The 19,950-nt window shown below is 64.1% G+C and carries 13 protein-coding genes; 2 read left to right on the top strand and 11 right to left on the bottom strand.

The window, feature by feature from the left end; genetic code table 11:
* Nucleotides 1–10: 10 nt before the first annotated feature.
* From pstC to QD228_RS16825, 3 genes are all read right to left on the bottom strand, one after another.
* Nucleotides 11–1,267 (bottom strand): phosphate ABC transporter permease subunit PstC, encoded by a 1,257-nt coding sequence (pstC, locus tag QD228_RS16815; protein ID WP_077379287.1) that lies wholly within the window; start codon nucleotides 1,265–1,267, stop codon nucleotides 11–13.
* Nucleotides 1,268–1,396: 129 nt separating this feature from the next.
* The gene (locus QD228_RS16820) at nucleotides 1,397–2,413 is read right to left on the bottom strand and encodes a substrate-binding domain-containing protein (protein WP_077379285.1); all 1,017 of its coding nucleotides are present in this window, start codon (nucleotides 2,411–2,413) and stop codon (nucleotides 1,397–1,399) included.
* A 124-nt stretch (nucleotides 2,414–2,537) separates the two neighbouring features.
* Nucleotides 2,538–3,755: a Bcr/CflA family multidrug efflux MFS transporter gene (locus tag QD228_RS16825; protein ID WP_077379283.1), complete on the bottom strand. Its 1,218-nt coding sequence runs from the start codon at nucleotides 3,753–3,755 to the stop codon at nucleotides 2,538–2,540.
* 428 nt (nucleotides 3,756–4,183) lie between these two features.
* Between QD228_RS16825 and tal the strand changes: the two genes are divergently transcribed.
* Nucleotides 4,184–5,122: a transaldolase gene (tal, locus tag QD228_RS16830; protein ID WP_077379279.1), complete on the top strand. Its 939-nt coding sequence runs from the start codon at nucleotides 4,184–4,186 to the stop codon at nucleotides 5,120–5,122.
* Between the two features lie 116 nt (nucleotides 5,123–5,238).
* On the opposite strand, the gene QD228_RS16835 is transcribed toward tal, so the two are convergent.
* The 6 genes from QD228_RS16835 to QD228_RS16860 all read right to left on the bottom strand — a co-directional run bounded on the left by QD228_RS16835 (nucleotide 5,239) and on the right by QD228_RS16860 (nucleotide 15,613).
* Nucleotides 5,239–5,793, bottom strand: a complete 555-nt coding sequence (locus tag QD228_RS16835; protein WP_084209290.1) for an STAS domain-containing protein — start codon at nucleotides 5,791–5,793, stop codon at nucleotides 5,239–5,241.
* Nucleotides 5,786–6,937 (bottom strand): PP2C family protein-serine/threonine phosphatase, encoded by a 1,152-nt coding sequence (locus tag QD228_RS16840; protein WP_279876113.1) that lies wholly within the window; start codon nucleotides 6,935–6,937, stop codon nucleotides 5,786–5,788. Before QD228_RS16840 ends, QD228_RS16835 begins: the two co-directional genes overlap by 8 nt.
* Before the next feature lie 107 nt (nucleotides 6,938–7,044).
* Nucleotides 7,045–7,800, bottom strand: coding sequence for a VacJ family lipoprotein (locus QD228_RS16845; RefSeq protein WP_240499592.1), 756 nt, complete (start codon nucleotides 7,798–7,800; stop codon nucleotides 7,045–7,047).
* A gap of 142 nt (nucleotides 7,801–7,942) precedes the next feature.
* Nucleotides 7,943–9,187: a beta-ketoacyl-ACP synthase III gene (locus QD228_RS16850; protein WP_279876114.1), complete on the bottom strand. Its 1,245-nt coding sequence runs from the start codon at nucleotides 9,185–9,187 to the stop codon at nucleotides 7,943–7,945.
* 289 nt (nucleotides 9,188–9,476) lie between these two features.
* The gene (hrpA, locus tag QD228_RS16855; protein ID WP_279876115.1) at nucleotides 9,477–13,643 is read right to left on the bottom strand and encodes an ATP-dependent RNA helicase HrpA; all 4,167 of its coding nucleotides are present in this window, start codon (nucleotides 13,641–13,643) and stop codon (nucleotides 9,477–9,479) included.
* Nucleotides 13,644–13,864: 221 nt separating this feature from the next.
* Nucleotides 13,865–15,613 (bottom strand): AMP-binding protein, encoded by a 1,749-nt coding sequence (locus QD228_RS16860; protein WP_077379266.1) that lies wholly within the window; start codon nucleotides 15,611–15,613, stop codon nucleotides 13,865–13,867.
* Nucleotides 15,614–16,083: 470 nt separating this feature from the next.
* Between QD228_RS16860 and cysK the strand changes: the two genes are divergently transcribed.
* Nucleotides 16,084–17,049: a cysteine synthase A gene (gene cysK, locus QD228_RS16865; RefSeq protein ID WP_077379423.1), complete on the top strand. Its 966-nt coding sequence runs from the start codon at nucleotides 16,084–16,086 to the stop codon at nucleotides 17,047–17,049.
* Nucleotides 17,050–17,169: 120 nt separating this feature from the next.
* Here cysK and QD228_RS16870 read toward each other — a convergent pair whose 3' ends face one another.
* Together QD228_RS16870 and QD228_RS16875 are read right to left on the bottom strand one after the other, a co-directional pair.
* The gene (locus QD228_RS16870) at nucleotides 17,170–18,057 is read right to left on the bottom strand and encodes a class II glutamine amidotransferase (RefSeq protein WP_077379264.1); all 888 of its coding nucleotides are present in this window, start codon (nucleotides 18,055–18,057) and stop codon (nucleotides 17,170–17,172) included.
* Nucleotides 18,050–19,950: VWA domain-containing protein (locus QD228_RS16875; protein ID WP_279876116.1), on the bottom strand; the 1,901-nt coding region annotated here is incomplete at its 5' end. The genes QD228_RS16875 and QD228_RS16870, both read right to left, overlap by 8 nt.

The following is a 19,950-nucleotide window of genomic DNA, read 5'->3' on the forward strand; positions in this document are numbered from 1 at the left end:
TGTCTCGGCCTCACAGATTGTTGGCGCTGTACTTCTCACGGAAGCGGCGGATGAGAACCACCGAGACCATGTTCAGCAGCAAGGTGACGACGAACAGCACCAGACCCAGCGCGAAGGCGGACAATGTCTCGGCACTCGCGAATTCCTGGTCTCCCGTCAGCGCGGCAACGATACGCACCGTCACGGTGGTCATGTCTTCCAGCGGATTGGCGGTCAGATTCGGACGCATGCCCGCCGCCATCACCACGATCATCGTCTCGCCCAGCGCACGCGACATGGCCAGCAGTGACGCCGAGATGATGCCCGGCAGCGCGGCCGGCAGGATGACATTGCGGATGGTCTCGCCCTGGGTCATGCCCAGCGCCAGAGACCCCTGACGCATGGTGTCCGGCACGGAGGTGATGACGTCATCCGACAGTGAGGAGATGAAGGGAATGATCATGATGCCCATGACCAGTCCCGGCGCCAGAGCATTGTTGTAGGACGCCTCGATACCCAGCGGCGAGAAGATGTCGACGATCAGCGGTGCCACGGTGATGGCGGCGAAGAAGCCATAGACGACGGTCGGGATACCGGCGAGCACTTCCAGCACCGGCTTGGCCACGGTACGCACGCGCTCCGGGGCGAATTCCGACATGTAGACCGCTGCCAGCAGGCCGATGGGAATGGCCACCAGCATGGCGATCAGGGTGATCATGAAGGTACCGGCGAACAGCGGAACCGCCCCGAAGTTGGCGGTGCTCTCGACGCCCTCGCCACGGCCGGCTGCCAGCTGGAAGCTGTTGCCCGGGTCCCAGGTGGTGCCGGTGATGAAGGTCCAGAAGCTTTCCATCTGGAAGAAGCGGATGGCTTCGAAGATGATGGAAGCCAGAATGCCGAACGTCGTGACGATGGAGATCATCGCCGCCCCGATCAGCACATAACGAATCAATGTCTCGATCGCATTGCGCGCGTGAAAATCAGGCTTCACCAACGCCAGACCGATGAGCATGCCGACACCTGCGACGACGAGGCTGGCAGCCAGCAGCTCGGCGCCCTCGATGGATACCCCGGCCGTGGCGATCGCCAGTACGGCGGCCAGTCCGACCAGCAGTGCCGGGCCGGCACAGGAGATGGCGGTGAACCAACCGTATTGATCCGGCTGGGCGTACATCTCTGCCCCGCTGGCACGCACCTTCTGCGCCTTGCCTCGGCCGACGAAGAAGGCAATCAGGCCAGACAGCGCCACGATGCCAATGAAGAAGAGAAAGATCTGCTGAGTCTGCATCTTTCGAGTCCCGGAGTCGCGTTATCCGCAAAGTGAAGGCAACTTGCCTGTCCGATATCCCTGCGGACCGTCATGCAAACGGGCCGGCTGCCAATGGCAACCGGCCGCGTCGTGGGTCAGCTGCGTCAGTTACTTCTTGAGGTCAGCCAGGGTCAGCTTGGTGCGGTTCTTCACCTGCTCACGCAGGGCTTCACGCTCATCCTTGGGCAAGGGAATCAGGCCGATGCCCTTCAGGTAGCCCAGCTCACCGATCATCTTCTCGCTCATGAACAGGTCGTTGTAGGCCTGCTGCGCCGGCACGTCATCCTTGTGCTGGTTCTTCACGTAGTAGAACAGCGAGCGGGACACCGGGTACTCACCGGAGGAGATGGCATCGGCTTCCGGCAGGACGCCATCGATGGAGGCACCGACGACCTTGTCGGCGTTCTCTTCCAAAAAGGAGTAGCCGAAGATACCGAAGGCATCGGTGTTCTCGACCAGTTTCTGGATGATCAGGTTGTCGTTCTCACCCGCCGCGATGTAGTGGCCGTCCTGACGGATGTTGGTGTAACCCTCACCGCCGTAGCCTTCCATCTCTTCGGTGGAGACTTCCATCACCAGCTCTTCGAAGGCATCACGCGTACCGGACGTGGAAGGCGGACCATAGACGGTGATCTTGCGATCCGGCAGAGAGGAATCGATCTCGGACCACTTGGTGTAGGGGTTGTCGACCAGCTTGCCATCGACCGGCACCTGAGCGGCGACCGCCAAGGTGATCTGCTCACGCGTCAGGTTGATGTCGCCATCACCGACCGCCTGAGCGAAGGCGATGCCATCGAAGCCGATCATCGCTTCGGTGATGTCGGTCACGCCATTCTCTTCACAGCGCTCGAACTCGGACGTCTTCATGCGGCGGGAAGCGTTGGTGATGTCCGGCGTGCTGTCCCCGACCCCTTCACAGAACAGCTTCATGCCGCCACCGGAACCGGTGGACTCGATGACCGGCGTCGGGAAGTCGCTGGTGGCACCCAGCTCTTCCGCCACATAGCTGGAGAACGGATAGACCGTGGAAGAGCCGACGATGCGCAGCTGTTCACGGGCTTCTGCTGCACCGACGGATGCGGCGAGAACAGCGACTGCGAGACCTGACTTGAGGAACGCCTTCATGCCTGAAACTCCTTGCGAAAAGAATGAGCCTTGAGGTTGGCTTCTTGTCTACGAGGAGCACTTTGCCAAGCATTCATGACAACCGTGTGACAGTCATCGCGAGTCGCCGTGTGATCAATGACCCTCAGTCCGAGGGGGCGGCATGACGCGCCAGGGCGCGACGCCCCGCCAGCACGCGCAGCAGGATATTGCTGACCAGCGCCGTGCCCAGCATGCCGAGGATCATCGGCCACAGGCTGTCCAGCGCCAGCCCTGCGATCAGCATGCCGATCAAGGCGCCACTGGCGAATTGCAGGCTGCCGATCAGGGCGTTGGCGGTGGCGCTGATACGGGGGAAGTACTCGAGCGCGGAAGAAATCGCATTGGGAGCGACCATGCCGTTGGCCCCGACGAAGAGCATCAACAAGGGTGCCATCAGCGCCAGATGATCCAGCCCCAGCGCCAATGCCAGCACCAGCAGACAGGCCGCGAGCAGCTGGATACCGATCCCGATGCGCAGCAGCCGTGGTGGCGACATGCGTGACAGCAGGCGCACGTTGAGGCGATTGGCGGTGAACATGAACAGGATGTTGGCCCCGAACAGCGCCGGGTACCAGGAGGCGGTGACACCGAAGTGCTCCATGTAGACATACGGGGAGGCGGTGATGAAGGCGAACATGCCACCGAAGCCCATCGCCTGGGTAATGGCATAGCCCATCGCCGGGCCATGGCGCATTACGCTGACGTAATCGCGAGCGACCTGCGCGATGCTGGCCGGAGGCTCATCCGCTTCGCGATGGCGGCGTGTCTCCGGCAGCCGGAAAGGCAGCACGACCAGCAGGAAGGCGGCATAGGCGGCCAGGAAGGCGAAGATCAGCCACCAGCCCGCCAAGCCCAGCAGCAGACTGCCGATCGCCGGGGCGATCAGCGGTGCCAGCATCATGATCACCGCGACGGTCGAGAGCACCTTGGCCGCCTCGCGACCGCTGAAGCAGTCACGCACGATCGCCGAGGAATTCACCACCGAGGCCCCGCCGCCCAGCGCCTGCACGAATCGCAACGCATAGAGGCCTTCGAGACTGTCGACCTGGGTGATCGCCAGACTCGCCAGCAGGAAGACGAAGATCCCGGAGAGCAACACCGGCTTGCGGCCGATGCGGTCCGACAGCGGCCCGAAGATCAATTGCCCCAGCGAGAAACCGAGCAGGAAGATCGACAGCGACAGCTCCGTATGATGGACGCTGGTGTCGAGCGCTTCCGCCATGGCCGGCAATGCCGGCAGATAGGCATCGATGGCCAAGGGGGCCAGTGCGGTGTTGGCAGCGACCAGCAAGGCCAGCTGACGGGTTTGACGCTTGTCCACATCCCCTCCCGAGAGTTTCACGATAACGGCGCGATCATGCGCCTGCTGAAGAATCCTTCACGATGCGGCACGTCATGGACCCAGGTGCCGGCATCGGCCCGCTCACCGGCTCCCTCACCTTCCTTGGGTCCCCGACACCTCGGTGCCAGCCTGTCGCAGGCATGAGCGGACACGTCTGCCGGTAGACCGCGACAGTGGGCGCGCCGCCATACAATTGATACAGTTGAGGTAACGAACGTGAAGAAGTTGTCACATCCATGTGATCATGTTCACACCGACAGCGACGACATCCCCGCGGTACGGCCGATGGAGTATCATCGTCGAGGCTCTGGCCATGTCGTTCCCGCTTCGTAGCCCAGACCTTCACGTCTTCCCTTTTCATGAAGGTCGTCATCGGACGACCCGCGCTCAGTACAGGAAACTCTTGCATGGCACAGGACAAGCTCTCCCAACTCAAGGACATGACCACCGTTGTCGCCGACACCGGTGACCTCGAGGCGATTCGTCGCTTCGCGCCCACAGATGCTACCACCAACCCGTCGCTGATCCTGCAGGCCGCCCAGGACCCGTCGCGTCGCGAGCGCCTGACCGAGGTCGCGCGCAAGGCCACCGACATCGACGATGCCGTGGACGCCGTGGCCGTGGATATCGGCACCGAGATCGCCGGTCTGGTACCGGGCTATGTCTCCACCGAAGTCAGCGCCCGCCTGTCCTTCGATGCCGACGAGACCATCCGTCGCGCGCATCGCATCATCGAGCGCTACGCCGCCAATGGCGTCGGTCAGGAGCGCATCCTGATCAAGACCGCCTCCACCTGGGAAGGCATTCGTGCCGCCGAGAAGCTCGAGCGTGAAGGCATCCGTACCAACCTGACGCTGCTGTTCAGCTTCGCCCAGGCCCAGGCCTGCGCCGATGCCGGCGTGACGCTGATCTCGCCCTTCGTCGGCCGTATCCTCGACTGGCACAAGGCCAACCAGCCGGATGCCGATTTCAGCGGCGACAACGACCCGGGCGTGAAGTCCGTCAAGGCCATCTACGAGCACTACAAGGGTCACGGCTACAAGACCATCGTGATGGGCGCCAGCTTCCGCAACACCGGGGAAATCGAAGCCCTGGCCGGTTGCGACCGCCTGACCATCTCTCCGGCGCTGCTGGGTGAGCTGGCCGAAAGCACGGGCCCGCTGGCGCGTCGTCTGCAGGCCGCCGATGCCGAGCGCAACGTGCCGGAAGTACTGACCGAGTCCAACTTCCGCTGGGACATGAACGAAGATGCCATGGCCACCGAGAAGCTGGGCGAAGGCATCCGCAAGTTCATGGCGGATCAGCGCAAGCTCGAGTCACTGCTGGCCGAACTGCGCAGCCACTGAGCATGACGTCGAGAACACGCCCTTGTCGAGCAAGGGCGTGTTTCTGGCGCAGCAACGAAGAGCGCCTGCCGTGAATCACGGCAGGCGCTCTTGCGTTCAGGCGACACCCCGCATCGTCAATGCGGCTGGCGCTGCTCCTCGCTTTCCAGAAGTTCGATCAAGGGCTGGAACTGCAGGCGATTGTGGCCATTGAGACACATCAACAGACGATGCGCCTCGAGAATACGGCCGCGCAGTGCCTGCTCCTGACTCGCCGAGGCCTCTGCCCCACCCTCGACCGGCACCTCCGCCGTGGCGTCATCACAGCCCGAGCTGTCCAGCTCGGCCTGCTCCGCCTCCGCCAGCTGACTGGCATCCACGACACTGGCCACCTCATCGAACCCCATGACCTTGAGCATGGTCATCACATCAGGGTGAGCCGCTACCACCTGGGCCGGCAGGATCAGACGATCCCGCACGGCCAGTGCCAGCTTGGCCAGAAAGCCCAGTGCAGTGGAGTCAATGTTGGTGGCTTCGCGCAGATCGATGATCACGCTTTCCAGACCATCGACCGCTGCCACGCGTTGAACCTGCTGGTCCAGCGTGGCACACAGTGTCAGGCGTACGTCACCCGACAGCTTGAGCACGAACAGGCCGTCATCGAACACGGCCTGGATACGTCCTTCATCCATCATGGAATCCTGTCAGCGTCATCAGGGTAAGGTCATCCGGCAGCTCACCATCCAGTGCCAGACCGCGGCGCAATCCCTGCACATCCTCACTGCTCAGTATCCGTTGATGCAGTGCTTGAGTTCGTTCCTCCAGCGCCTCGCCCGGCAGGCACTCCAGCACACCATCACTGGCCAGCCACAGGCGGAAACGCGCGGGAAGCGCCACACGATACGCCGGATAGCGGGTGCCTGGGAAGAGGCCTACCGGGCGCCCGCTGCCTTCCAGTACCTGAATCCCACCCTCCGGGGACACCAGGACCGGCATCGGCAGCTGGGCCCCCAGGGTGTAATGCAGCGTGGCCGCTTCACGGTCAATCACGCCGCACAGCACGGTCGCGTGCTTGCCGATGCCACTGTCCAGCAGCTCACGGTTGAGCAACGCCAGCCATTCAGGACCGAAGGTTTCCGGCGTATGTTCCTCCCAGTGGCGAATCGCACGCGCGAACAATAGCTTGAGCAGCACCGTCACGAAGGCCGAAGACGCCCCATGCCCGGAGACATCGGCGAAATAGAACAGACTGAAACGCTCATCGATCGCCTGATACTCGAGAAAATCTCCCGACAGATACAACGAGGGCGACAGGCAGTAGTCATAGCGGATGCCATTGATTCTCTGCCCACTTTCCGGCAACAAGCGTTGCTGGATCTGCCCACCGGCCAGCTGGTCCTGACGCAGCATCGCCAGATGCGTCTCGAGATGCTCATTGAGCTCCTCGAGGCGCGCGCGGGCCTTGGCGTGTTCATGCGCGAGCTGGTGATGCTCCGCCGCCCGCTTGAGCAGACTGCGCAACACCGAGCCATGCTCACGCGGGGCGATCAGATAATCCACCAGCCCCGCCTCCACCGCGGGCAACAGGCATTCATCGCCGCGACTCTCGGCCACGACCACCGTGGGCAGGCACTCGGCGAGACGCGCCCACTCCTGACTGGCCACGGCCTCGACATGCGCCACCACCACCGCGACCCCACTGGGCAGCGTTGCAATGCTGTCACAGGCCGCCACTGCACAACGCTCATCCGTCAACAGCGTCGCCAGCGCATCACGCCGCGAACCGACCAGATCGATCAGACCGATCAACAGACGCTTGCCTTGCTCATCCGCCATGCCAACCTCTCATGCCCGTCCCGTGCCGCAATCCACTGCCAGACCCTGGCGCCTCGCCATCGCGCTATCCGCGTGCCTCGACGTGCCGCCAGGACACTCGGCAGCCCTTACTGGCTGTCATCTTCCGGTGCAAAGGCACCATCGAGATCCGCATCATCGAAACTGTCGCTGGCGAAGGGATCATCCCCGAGCTTGCCATCGTTGATCTCGAAGTTGCGACGCTGCAGATAGGCATCGCGGATGAAGCTGTAGCGATCTCCCTGAATCAACTTCTCCTGCTCGAGCAGACCGGCACGGGTATCGACGAGATCCAGTGCTTTCAGGCCATAGCGCACCTTGTCTTCCTCGAGGTAGTTGATCGGATCATTGAAGTAATCCACCGGCATGCCGGCAGTGTCACGCAGCGTGCTCGGACCGAACAGCGGCAACATGAGGTAAGGCCCCTGGCCGGCGCCCCACACGGCAAGTGTCTGACCGAAATCTTCCTCGTCGACCGTCCAGCCAAGCTCGCTGGCCGGATCGAACAGCCCGCCGATACCGACGGTGGAATTGAGCAGCAGGCGCCCCGTGGAAATCCCGGCATTCGCCCACTTCCACTGCAGCACCGAGTTGAACATGGTGCGCACTTCCCCGAGGTTGGAGAAGAAGTTGCCCACGCCATCCTGAACCAGCTCCGGCGTCACGTAATCGTAGCCCTGAGCCACCGGCTTGAGCGCATAGCGATCCAGGGTGTCATTGAAGGTGTAGACGTTGCGGTTGAAGCCCTCCCACGGGTCCTGGGGATTCGGCTCGCTGTCACCTGTACTGGCACAACCGGCCAGCAGAGACATGGCCAGCAGTGCCGGCAGGGAAGTCTTGATCATGTGCATCGCATCACCTGTAAGTCTGTTGGAATCCTGCAGCGGTCCTTGCCACATCCATGGCTGTCAGGTCCGGTCTTCTTTATACGTTCCGCTCACGCCAGGAGCCAGTGCGCCATCCGCTCAAGCACGCCATCAGCGCGTATCATCCACAGCGTTTCAGCAGCACGCTTCCCGCACTGTAGCCGGCCCCGAAGGAGCAAAGCACGCCCAGGCTGCCAGCGGGCAGATCCGCATGATGCAGATGGAAGGCAATCACCGACCCCGCCGAGCTGGTATTGGCATAGCGGTCGAGAATGATCGGCGCTTCCTCGCTCGACGGATCACGCCCCAGCACGCGACGAGCGATCATGTCGTTCATGTGGCGATTGGCCTGGTGCAGCCACATGCGATCAAGATCACCGCCATCGGCCTCGAGCTCGCCCAGATGCGTGGTGATCAGCTCGGCCACCATCGGGCAGACTTCGCGGAAGACGCGCCGACCTTCCTGGATGAACAGCTTGTCATCGGCCTGTTCACGGTGCGTGGCGCTGTCCAGCGTCGTGGCAGATGCCACATCATCCTCAAGCACCGCAGTGCGATTGAGGAAGCCGAAATTGTTGCGTATCGCGTTGGAGAAACGGGTCACCAGTCGCGTACCGAGCACCTCGAAGCCATCGGTGCGCGTGGCGACATCCGCCGCTTCCAGCACCACGGCCGTGCAGGCGTCGCCGAAGATGAAGTGACTGTCGCGATCACGGAAATTCAGATGCGCACTGCAGATCTCGGGATTGACCATCAACACCCGCTGCGCGCTGCCACTGCGGATGGCGTTGGCCGCGGTCTCGATCCCGAAGGTGGCGGAGCTGCACGCCACGTTCATGTCAAAGGCATAGCCACCGGCCTCTAGCGCCGCCTGCAGCTCCACCGCCACGGCCGGATAGGGGCGCTCGAGATTGGAGCAGGCCACGATGACCAGATCAAGTTCCTCGGCCTTCACGCCCGCCGCGGCCAGCGCCTCACGCGCGGCCGCCACGCCCATCTCGCACTGCACAGAGGGTTGATCATTGTCGCGCGCGGGCAGCCGCGGGCGCATGCGCTCAGGGTCGAGAATACCCTCGGCATCCAGCACGTAGCGGCTGTGGATACCCGAGGCCTTGACGATGAATTCAGCGCTGGACTCGGTACGCGGCTCGCGCTCGCCCCGAGCGATGGCCTCGGCATTGGCGGCGTTGTCCGCCGCCACCCAGGCATTGAAGGAGGCGACCAGCGCCTCGTTGCTGACGGCATGTTCCGGCGTGTAGAGGCCGGTGCCGGTGATCAGCACGCGGTGATTGCCAGTGGCGTCCAGCTGGCGCTCCGCCGTGGTGGCGCGAGGGTCGGCAGCGTGCTGATTGTCGTTGTTGGGCATGCATCCACTCCTGACAGTGGCCTCTCGTCGGAGACCACCGATTGATCGGGTGACGTCGCGGCTGACATCCCATGCGGCGGATGCCGAGCCTCCAGGTCCGCGCCGGCAGCGAGACAGCGTCACCCCCTTGTCTTCAGTGTACGCTGTCTCGCGCCAGGCGGACGCCTGAACCTGGCATCCGTCTCGTGATAACAGCCGTCTCTTAAACAGCTTTCTCTGTATGCAGCTTGAGCCATACGCGAGCATCACGCCTCCACGCAGCAGTCACGCAAGCGGATGGCGGCTCGACTCAGCGCCGCGCCATCAATTCCTGCCAGCGCTTCTCCAGCCGCTTGGGGGAGACGGTCTCCAGCGTACCGAGCTGCTGGGCGAACAATGAGACGCGCAGCTCCTGCAGCCACCAGCCGAACTCCTCAAGCTCCGCATCGGGCAGGCCCTGCTCGCGGGCCTTGCTCAGGCGGGCATCAAGGCGTGTCTCGAAGCTCTTGACCGCCTCCATGTCACGTTGATCACGCATGCGCTCACGCGGGGCCTTGTCGAGGCGGATCAGCATCGCCTCCACATAGCGTGGCAGCTGATGCAGCCAGGCACCCGCCTCCTGGAGGAAGCCCGGGTGCACCAGGCGGGCCTGCTGGGCCTTGAGGTCTGCCACCACCAGCGCCATCGAGAAGTCGATCTTGCCCTTGAGGCGCTTGGAAAGCTCCAGATGCTGCGTGAGCGCGGCCTCCAACGGCTTGATCAGTGCTTCGGCGTGGGGCACCAGCTCGGCCCGCTTGTCATCCAGGCGCGCCTGCAACTCACCGCGCGAACGCGGCAGCGGCTCGACGGCCATCACCTGCTCGAAGACGCTGTAGAGGAAGTCATCCGCCAGCTGGCGACGCGTGCCGACCTTGGCGAACAGCAGCGCGCAGCGCTCCAGTGCCTTGAACTCCCGGTCCAGATAGCGCACCTGGTCCGGCAGGCGCGCCATCGCCAGACGCGTGATGCCATCACGATGCGCGGCGGCGGCCTTGGCCGGATGATCGAACAGCTCCACGCTCAGCTGCTGCTCGCTTGAGGCGGCAGCATTCGCGGGCGAGTGACTTGACGGTGCACTGTTTCTGCCGGTCTTGCGTGCCAGCTTGCGTTCCTTGGCACTCATGCCGCCCTCGGCGGGCACCGACGGCTTCACCACCAGCGCCGGATAGGCCTCGACGCGGATGCCCGCCTGGGTGGTGCTGTGGGAGGTCGCGATCGGCGCCTCCGGCAGGTCTTCCAGCACTTCACTGTCGGCATCGCGGCTGCGACTGGCCATGGCGCGTGCCGCGGCGGCCGCCGAGTCCTTGAAACGCGCCTCGAGCACTTCAAGATCACGCCCCTCCCCCAGCACCTTGCCGTCCTGATCGACGATGCGCAGGTTCATGTTCAGGTGCGGCTCCAGCGTCTCCGGCGCCCAGGCATCCGGCGGCAGGCGCAGGCCAGTCTTGACGCGCATGAACTCGGCCAGCGCGTCGGTCAGCGGCACGTCGTCCGGGGTCAACGCCTCAAGCGCGGCATCGACCCAGTTGGGAATCGGCACCACCTGCTTGCGATACTGCTTGGGCAGCGATTTCATCAGGCCGATGGCCTTGTCCCGCAGCAGCCCCGGCACCAGCCACTCGATGCGATAGCGCGGCAGCTGGGAGAGCATCGCCGCCGGGACCGTCATGGTCACGCCGTCATCCACCGCGCCGGGTGCGAAGTGATAGCTCAGCGGATAGGCGACGCCATTGTGATGCAGCTGCTCGGGATAGCGTGCGGCGGTGACTTCCTCGGCATCGCGCGCCATCAGGTCATCGAGATCCAGATGCAGGACATTCGGATTGTCGCGCTCGGCATCCTTGCGCCACTTGTCGAAGCCGCGCCCGTTGTAGATGCCTTCCGGAATCCGCTCGGCATAGAAGGCGAACAGCGTCTCCTCATCGACGAGAATGTCACGCCGGCGCGCACGATCCTCAAGCTCCCCGACTTCCTCCATCAGGCCACGATTGTGGGCGAAGAATGGCGCGCGGGTCTGGAATTCACCCTCGACCAGCGCCCGGCGGATGAACAGCTCGCGGGATTCCTGTGGCGCCAGCGGGCCGTAATGCACCTTGCGCGCGGTGACGATGGGCAGGCCGAACAGCGTGACCTGCTCACTGGCGACCACCTGGGCACGCTTCATCTCCCAGTGCGGCTCGCTGTAGCTGCGCTTGACCAGATGCTCGGCCAGCGGCTCGACCCACTCGGGCTTGATCGCCGCGACCTGTCGCGCGTAGAGCCTGGTGGTCTCGACCATCTCGGCCGCCATCACCCACTTGGGCGACTTCTTGGCCACACCGGAGCCCGGATGCACGAAGAAGCGTCGGTTGCGCGCCCCGAGATACTCGCGATTTTCCTGCTTGAGGCCGAGATTGGAGAGCAGCCCGGTCAACAGCGCACGATGCAGGGCTTCATGATCAATGGCCACCGACGGACGACGGCCCTGGCCCGGAGACGCCAGTACTCGCGCGGTGACCTCGGCCTGTGCCTCGGCGTCACGCGCATGCTGGCTGCTGGTCATCTCCAGCCCGAGATCCCGCGTCAGCTGCTTGAGCTGACGGAAGGTGTCATGCCACTCGCGCAGACGCAGATAGTTGAGGAAGCGCGCCTTGCACCAGCGACGCAGCGGGTTGGCCCCCAAGGCGTCACGCGCCAGCTCGAAGCCTTCCCACAGATTCAGCCAGCTGACGAAATCGGAGCTGTCATCGTCCCACTCGTGGTGGATCTGATCCGCCTGCTGGCGCTTGTCGGCGGGACGCTCGCGCGGGTCCTGGATTGACAGTGCACTGACGATGATCAGCACTTCACGCAGACAGCCGCGCGAGGCGCCTTCCAGCACCATGCGCGCCAGACGCGGGTCGATGGGCAGACGTGCCAGGGTGCGACCATCACGACTCAGGCGGTTGTGCTCATCCACCGCGCCCAGTTCGCGCAGCAGGCGGAAACCATCGGTGACGAAGCGCGAATCCGGCGCATCGACGAAGGGAAACTTCTCGATGTCGCCCAGCTTGAGCGACAGCATCGACAGAATGACCGAGGCCAGATTGGTGCGCTGAATTTCCGGCTCGGTGTATTCCGGGCGCGCGAGGAAATCCTCCTCGCTGTAGAGACGGATGCACAGGCCTTCGGCGATACGCCCGCAGCGGCCCTTGCGCTGATTGGCGCTGGCCTGACTGATCGGTTCCACCGGCAGTCGCTGGATCTTGGAGCGATAGCTGTAACGACTGATGCGCACCAGACCCGGGTCGATCACGTAGCGGATGCCCGGCACGGTCAGCGAGGTCTCGGCGACGTTGGTGGCCAGCACGATGCGCCGGCCACGATGCGGCTGGAAGACGCGATTCTGCTCTTCGTTCGAGAGTCGCGCGTACAGCGGCAATACCTCGGTATCGCGCAGCTGGGCGCGACGCAGAGTATCCGCGGTGGCGCGGATCTCGCGCTCGCCGGGCAGGAAGATCAGCACGTCACGCGGGCCCTGCATCCAGCCCTTCTCGCGCTCGATCAGCGACAGCTCTTCCACCGCGCGCAGGATACCTTCCTGCAGGCTGAGGTCTTCCTCATCCTCGGCATCACGCACCAGCGGCAGGTATTGGGTCTCGACCGGGAAGTTGCGCCCGCTGACCGAGACGATGGGTGCCGGCGTGCCATCCTGAGCCGCGAAGTGCTGACTGAAGCGCTCCACGTCGATGGTCGCCGAGGTGATGATGATCTTGAGATCCGGACGGCGCGCGGTGAGACGCTTGAGATAGCCGAGCAGGAAGTCGATGTTCAGACTGCGCTCGTGGGCCTCATCGATGATGATCGCCTCGTAGCGGCTCAGGTCCGGATCATGCTGGGTTTCCGCCAGCAGGATACCGTCGGTCATCAGTTTGATCAGCGTCGAGGGGCCAGTGGTGTCGTTGAAGCGCACCTGATAGCCGACCGTCTCGCCGAGGGTCGTCTCGAGCTCCTCGGCCAGACGCGCCGCCACCGAGCGTGCCGCCAGACGGCGTGGCTGGGTGTGGCCGATCAGACCATTGCGCCCCAGCCCCATCTCCAGACACAGCTTGGGCAGCTGGGTGGTCTTGCCCGAGCCGGTCTCACCGGCGACCACGACGATCTGATGCTCGGCGAGCGCGGCGAGGATGTCCTCGCGACGTTCCACCACCGGCAGTTCCGGCGGATAGTTGAGTGCGGCCGGTGTCTGCCAGCGCGCCAGCGCCGTCTCGCGCGCGGCACGCTGGGCGATGCTCGCCTCGAGGCGGCTCTCGATATCGTTGATGGCACGATCGACCGGCTTGCCTTCCTTGAGACGCCGACGCAGGCCAGCCAGGCGCTTGCCCAGCTCGCGCTGATCACGGCTCAGGGCGCGTTCGAGGCGAGCCGCAAGGGCTTCAAGACGCGCATGTTCGGACGGTGCGGTAGCGGTGTCGCTCAAGGACTGCCTCTTCTCAACCAGCGACCACACGCCACGCGCGCAGCCGGATACTCTCGGGAACTCAGCCTCTCGCCCGACTGCACAGGGCAGCGAGCCACGAGACCTGAATGACGAAACGGCCCGCCAACGAGTGACGGGCCGTCCATTGTAGCCCCGCGCGTAGCCACGCCCAACCTTGGTGGCCGCCCGCTCATGCCGGCGGTCCGTCTCAACGCCGGGATTCAGGTCTCGCGCACCGGGGTATTGCCTCCTTCGTCGTCGCTGTCACGCAGTTCACGGCGCAGCACCTTGCCCACGTTGGTCTTGGGCAGCTCATCGCGGAATTCGACGAAACGCGGCACCTTGTAGCCGGTCAGCTGCTCCTTGCACCAGCTGCGCAGGCTGTCGCGGTCGAGATCCGGGTTGCTGGACACGACGAACAGCTTGATCGCCTCACCGCTCTGCTCGTCCGGCACACCGACCGCCGCGGCCTCGACGATATCCGGATGCCCGCTGACCACGTCCTCGATCTCGTTGGGGAAGACGTTGAACCCGGAGACGATGATCATGTCCTTCTTGCGATCGACGATGCGCACGAAGCCATCCGGCTGGATGACCGCGATATCGCCGGTGCGAATGAAGCCCTCGTCATCCATCGCCTCACGCGTGGCGTCATCACGCTGCCAATAGCCCTTCATCACCTGGGGACCGCGCACGCACAGCTCACCCGGCGCGTCACGCCCCAGCGTCACGCCCTCGGCATCCACCACCTTGAGTTCGGTGCCGGGCACCGGCTTGCCGATGGTCCCCAGCTGCAGCTCACGCGGGGGGTTGAAGCTGACGATGGGCGAGGTCTCGGTCATGCCGTAGCCCTCGGCGATCGGGCAGCCGGTGACGGCTTCCCAGCGTTCAGCCGCGCTGCGCGTCAGGGCCATGCCGCCGGAGATGGTCAGCTTGAGGCTCGAGAAGTCCAGCGCCTTGAAATCATCGCGCTGGCACAGCGCCGAGAACAGCGTATTGAGGCCGACGAAGGCGGTGAACGGTGTCCTGGCCAGCGTCTTTATGAAGCCATCGATGTCACGGGGATTGGTGATCAGCACGCTGTGGTTGCCGCTCTCCATGCTGTAGAGGCAATTCACCGTGAAGGTATAGATGTGATAGACCGGCAGCGGCGCGATCAGCACCTCCTGGCCTTCATTGAGCACATCACTGATCACACCGCGCGCCTGCAGCATGTTGGCCACCAGATTGCGGTGCGTCAGCATGGTGCCCTTGGCGACCCCGGTGGTCCCGCCGGTGTACTGGAGTGCCGCGATGTCGTCAGCCTCTCGCGTGACACGCGTGTGCGAGAGCCCCGCGCCGCGCTTGAGCACGCTGCGCAGCGAGTGGGCGTCGGGCAGATGGTACTTCGGCACCATCTTCTTGACGTAGCGTACGGCCAGGTTGATCAACGGGCGCTTGGGGAAATCATGCAGGTCACCGATCTCGGTGATGATGACCTCCTCGATGGACGTGCGCTTGAGCACCTTCTCGAGCTTGTCTGCCATATTGGCCAGAATCACGATGGCGCGTGCGCCGGAGTCATGGAACTGGTGCTGCATCTCACGCTCGGTGTAGAGCGGGTTGGTGTTGACCACCACCAGACCGGCACGCAGCGCCCCGAACACGGCCACCGGAAACTGCAGCAGGTTCGGCAGCTGGATGGCGATGCGATCCCCGGGCTCAAGGCCGGTCTCATGCTCAAGCCAGGCGGCGAAGTCGCGCGACAGGCGATCCACATCGGCGTAGCTCAGCGTCTTGTCCATGCAGCTGAAGGCCGGACGCTCGGCATAGTTGGCGCAGCTGGCCTCGAAGACCTCCAGAATCGAGGGGTACTCCTCGAGACCGGACAACGGCTCACCGCTGAGAATCAGGGAATCGGCGGCCTCTGCCGAGCCTGACTGGTGCGGATCATGGGCTGCCGCAGGGGCGGCAGGATTGGCATCACGCATGGCACTTGGCTCCATGGCATCGTTCGTCTGGTGCATTCCCCGAGAGGCGGTGGAGACCGCTGGCGGCTGCTTGACGACAGCCCTCGCGAGTGATCGCAACACTTGTTGTTATCGGGACGTGGTGTCCGCAGCTGGACGGACACACAGGAAATGACGGGGGATGCCGAGATGGCACTCCACCCCACCCTCTCATGCTGTCAGGCTACCTTAACCAGCCGTCTCGAGATTGTAAAACGATCGATTGAAACCATCGTTCACATTACGGGAATCGACTGCTGTCGGCCATGACGGCATGCATCACATGGGGCCCTGACGACGCTGACATGTCGTTATGCTCTCAAGGCCTTTGAATCGCGACGCGCTACCTCTTACTCTGAAGCCCATCCACACAGAACGCCAGTGGCAGCCGCATGCCCGGCGTCTGTTTCTCGTCACTCATGTCACTGTTCATCGATCAGAGAGATTTCCCCATGGCAAAGATCTACCAGGACAACTCACAGGCCATCGGCAATACACCGCTGGTCAAGATCAACCGCCTCAGCCGCCACCCGCGCCTGTACGCCAAGGTGGAAGCCCGCAACCCGGCCTTCTCCGTCAAATGCCGGATCGGTGCCAGCATGGTGTGGGATGCGGAAGCGCGCGGTGAGCTCAAGCCGGGCATGGAGATCGTCGAGCCGACCTCCGGCAATACCGGTATCGCGCTGGCCTTCGTCGGTGCGGCGCGTGGCTACCCCGTCACCCTGACCATGCCGTCCTCCATGAGCATGGAGCGCCGCAAGGTGCTGAAGTCACTGGGTGCCAATCTGGTGCTGACCGACCCCGCCAAGGGCATGCAGGGCGCCATCGACAAGGCCTGCGAACTCAAGAAGGCCGAGCCGGAGCGCTACTTCCTGCCGCAGCAGTTCTCCAATCCGGCCAACCCGCGCATCCATGAGGAAACCACCGGCCCTGAGCTCTGGGATGCGCTGGACGGCGACATGGACGTGCTGGTCGCGGGGGTCGGCACCGGCGGTACCATCAGCGGTATCGCACGCTACTTCAAGACGGTGCGTGGCCAGACGCTGGAAGCCGTGGCGGTAGAGCCGGCGGAATCGGCCATCATTGCCCAGCGCCTCAAGGGCGAGCCCATCACCCCGGCACCGCACAAGATCCAGGGGATCGGTGCCAACTTCATCCCCGACAATCTGGATCTGACGCTGATCGACCGCGTCGAGTCGGTGGTCAGCGAAGACGCCATGGCCATGGCGCGTCGCATCATGCAGGAAGAGGGCATCATGTGCGGCATCTCCTGTGGTGCGGCGATGACCGCGGCACTGCGCCTGGCCGAAGACCCGGCCTACGCCGACAAGTCCATCGTCGTCATCCTGCCGGACAGTGGCGAACGCTACCTGTCCTCGCCGATGTTCGCCGGCATGTTCGATGATGTCGAAGGCTGAATCTGATGCCTGCCGCTGACCGCAAACGTCAGTGAAGACCGGGAAGCCAGACACACGAAGGGCCGCGATTGCGGCCCTTCGTGTGTCTGGCGATCGAACGACTTTTCTAGCGCTCAGGCATCAGCAACTCAGGTCCGAGGCCAGCCAGTCCGGCTTGCGACGCGCGGTGGCGGTGCGATCGACCGCCCCGCTCTCGGCCTGCCCCTGCTCTTCCTGACTCAGCGGCAACTCACCGCCAAGACTGGCGACCAGCTCACCTTCCCGGAACACGACCAGCTGCCCGGGCAGCAGCCGCTGCCATTGCTCGTTGTCGGTCAGCGGGTCGGTGGCGATCACCGACACCACATCCGCATCGGTGGTGTGCTGCTGGAAGTCGACGCTCATCTCGAAATCGGTGAGGCTCGCCTGCCCGAAGGGCGCTCGGCGCGTGATGTGCGCAAGCTTGGTGGAGCAGTAGGCGTAGAGATGCACGCCATCGGAGAGCAGCAGATTGAAGACCCCCAGCGCGCGCAGACGCTCGCATTGGGCATGCAGGTGACGCCACAGGTCTTCACAGCGAGAGGGCGGTTCCGGGAAGGCACGGCGGATCTCGCCGAGCAGGAAACAGGCGGCGTGCTCGCTGTCCGTGCTGCCCACGGGGCGATAGTACGGCAAGGGAAGCGTCTGCCAGTCCGCCAGCTGCCCATTGTGGGCATAGCACCACTGGCGCCCCCACAACTCCCGCGTGAACGGGTGGGTATTGGCCAACGTCACCTGGCCGACATTGGCTTGGCGGATATGACTGATCACCATCTGTGACTTGATGGGATAGTCGAGAATCATCCGCGCGATGGGCGAATCCACTGAAGGGTGCGGGTCACGGAATTCGCGATAGCCACCCTCTTCATAGAAGGCGATACCCCAGCCATCGCGGTGCGGGCCGGTACCACCCCCGCGTTGCAGAAAGCCCGCGAAGCTGAAGCAGATATCGGTCGGAACATTGGCACTCATGCCAAGCAGCTCACACATGGGGTTCCTCCCGTCGGGTCGGTTTGCGTGTCATGCGGCGCACCAGCAGGATCAGCATCAGCAGGCCGAATGCACCGGCCACGGCATAGGCGATCATGCGGCTCCGGGCAGAGCCGGCTTCCTGGCGCGCGAAGTCGGAAGCGCCCTCGAACCACTGGCCGATCAACGCCGGTATCTTGTCGATGGGCAGACGGCCCTTCATCAACAGGGCATTGAGGTCTTCCGGCGCATCTTCCCCGGCCTGATCCAGCCCCTCGATCTCACCGAAGCGCTCCCCCTCGATGGGCGTGCGATCCAGATTGGCCGCCCGACGCGCCGCGTCCGCATTGAGGGTATAGGGCGCGAGGTCCAGCACCGGCGGAGCTCCGTCGAGCGCGAGACGCGCGCTGATCTGCACATCCGCCTGGACATCCGAGTCCAGGGGCGGCAGGTCGATGCGCCATTGCCGCTCGCCATCCTCCGCCACGCTCAGGGCCTCCCCATGCAGCGTCGCGACCAGACGCGTGTTGGCGGTATTGAGCAGCGGATGACGCGCACTGACTTCCAGCGCGTCAGGCGACTTGCCGGTACGCGGGTCAGCGCCGACGGGCTCGACCAGCAGCGGGTCCACCACGCTGGTACGCTGACTGAGCTGGCGCGCGAAGGAGGCATTGTCGCGATAGCCCATCACGGTCAGGGTCAGGCGGGCGCCACCGAGCTGGTCGGGGGCCGGCATGTCGACATGGAAGTCGGCGCCGTCACGCTCAAGGCCTCGCTGCTGCGCGGTGGTGACATCCTCCGCCGCGCCTTCTCCCTCCTGCACGTCCTGCTCCGGCACCAGACGTGCATTGCCATCTAGCGTCGCCAGGAAGTCCTCATCATTGACGGCGCGCGCGCCATCGACCAGCGATGCGGTCAGCGAGTAGTCGAAACCACGATAGAGCGTGGCAGGCAGGGGCCGTGATACCAATGCCAGTTCCGAGACGATCGTGATGCGGCTATCGGCCCCCACCTCACCCTCGAGCTGCCACTTGCCGGTCTGGGGGTCCGTCACGGTGATCAGGTCATAACGCGGCTGGTGCTCCCAGCGCACCCCTTCCGGCAGTGACGCCTGGTCGGCGAGACGGTAACGCTGGCCCTGCGGCGAAATCAGCACCGGCGAGCGATCATCGGGGCCGTGGAAGACCAGGGCGGTGAATTCCTGCACGCTGTCATCGATCACGAAGCGCTTGTCGTTCAGCGGTACCTGCTCACCGGGGACGATGCGATCCAGCGCCGCGAGGAAGGCACGCAACAGGTCTTCCGGGCTCTCGGCGACCGTCGCCAGGCCGCCGGTACCGTCCGCGATCTGCTGAAGCAGATCCACATCGGCATTGCGCGACAGCGCCACCGTATGCACCGTGATGTCGTGGGCGGCAAGCTGCGGCGTCAGCTCATCCGTGATGCGCTGACGCGAGGCGCTGTCCGCGGCGGCCTTGCGGGTGCTCGGCTCACGCAGGTCGACCATGCCATCGGAGAGCAGGATGATCTGACGCGGTGCATCACCACCCACGCCGGCATCATTTCCCTGGGCAGCGGCGCGCAGGCCCGCCTCCAGATCCGTGTACTGCTCATAGTCGTCGAGACGGCTCTCGAGTCCGCGGGCAGACCGCTTCCAGCCGGCATCCACCGCCCCCAGCGCCAGCAGTGACTGCACCTGCTCACCGAAGCCCCATACCCCGGCATGCGAGCGCTCCGGCAACAGCGTCACCAGCAGATCCAGCGCACTGGCGCGCAGATTGGCCGGGTCGTTGTGCTTCATGCTGCCCGAGACATCGATGGCCAGGCGCAGATCCGGTGTCTTGCCCGGCGCTGCCGCCTCGCTGGGCGACACTTCGCTGGGCGACACTTCGCTGGGCGACACTTCGCTGGGCG

The organism is Cobetia sp. 3AK, from assembly GCF_029846335.1.
GTDB lineage: Bacteria > Pseudomonadota > Gammaproteobacteria > Pseudomonadales > Halomonadaceae > Cobetia > Cobetia marina.

Coding starts and splice junctions, on each gene's coding strand:
- QD228_RS16870 (WP_077379264.1), bottom strand. CDS start 18,057: ATGTGTGAGCTGCTTGGCATGAGTGCCAATGTTCCGACCGATATCTGC.
- cysK (WP_077379423.1), top strand. CDS start 16,084: ATGGCAAAGATCTACCAGGACAACTCACAGGCCATCGGCAATACACCG.
- pstC (WP_077379287.1), bottom strand. CDS start 1,267: ATGCAGACTCAGCAGATCTTTCTCTTCTTCATTGGCATCGTGGCGCTG.
- QD228_RS16860 (WP_077379266.1), bottom strand. CDS start 15,613: ATGCGTGATGCCAATCCTGCCGCCCCTGCGGCAGCCCATGATCCGCAC.
- QD228_RS16835 (WP_084209290.1), bottom strand. CDS start 5,793: ATGGATGAAGGACGTATCCAGGCCGTGTTCGATGACGGCCTGTTCGTG.
- QD228_RS16850 (WP_279876114.1), bottom strand. CDS start 9,187: ATGCCCAACAACGACAATCAGCACGCTGCCGACCCTCGCGCCACCACG.
- QD228_RS16840 (WP_279876113.1), bottom strand. CDS start 6,937: ATGGCGGATGAGCAAGGCAAGCGTCTGTTGATCGGTCTGATCGATCTG.
- tal (WP_077379279.1), top strand. CDS start 4,184: ATGGCACAGGACAAGCTCTCCCAACTCAAGGACATGACCACCGTTGTC.
- QD228_RS16820 (WP_077379285.1), bottom strand. CDS start 2,413: ATGAAGGCGTTCCTCAAGTCAGGTCTCGCAGTCGCTGTTCTCGCCGCA.
- QD228_RS16845 (WP_240499592.1), bottom strand. CDS start 7,800: ATGATCAAGACTTCCCTGCCGGCACTGCTGGCCATGTCTCTGCTGGCC.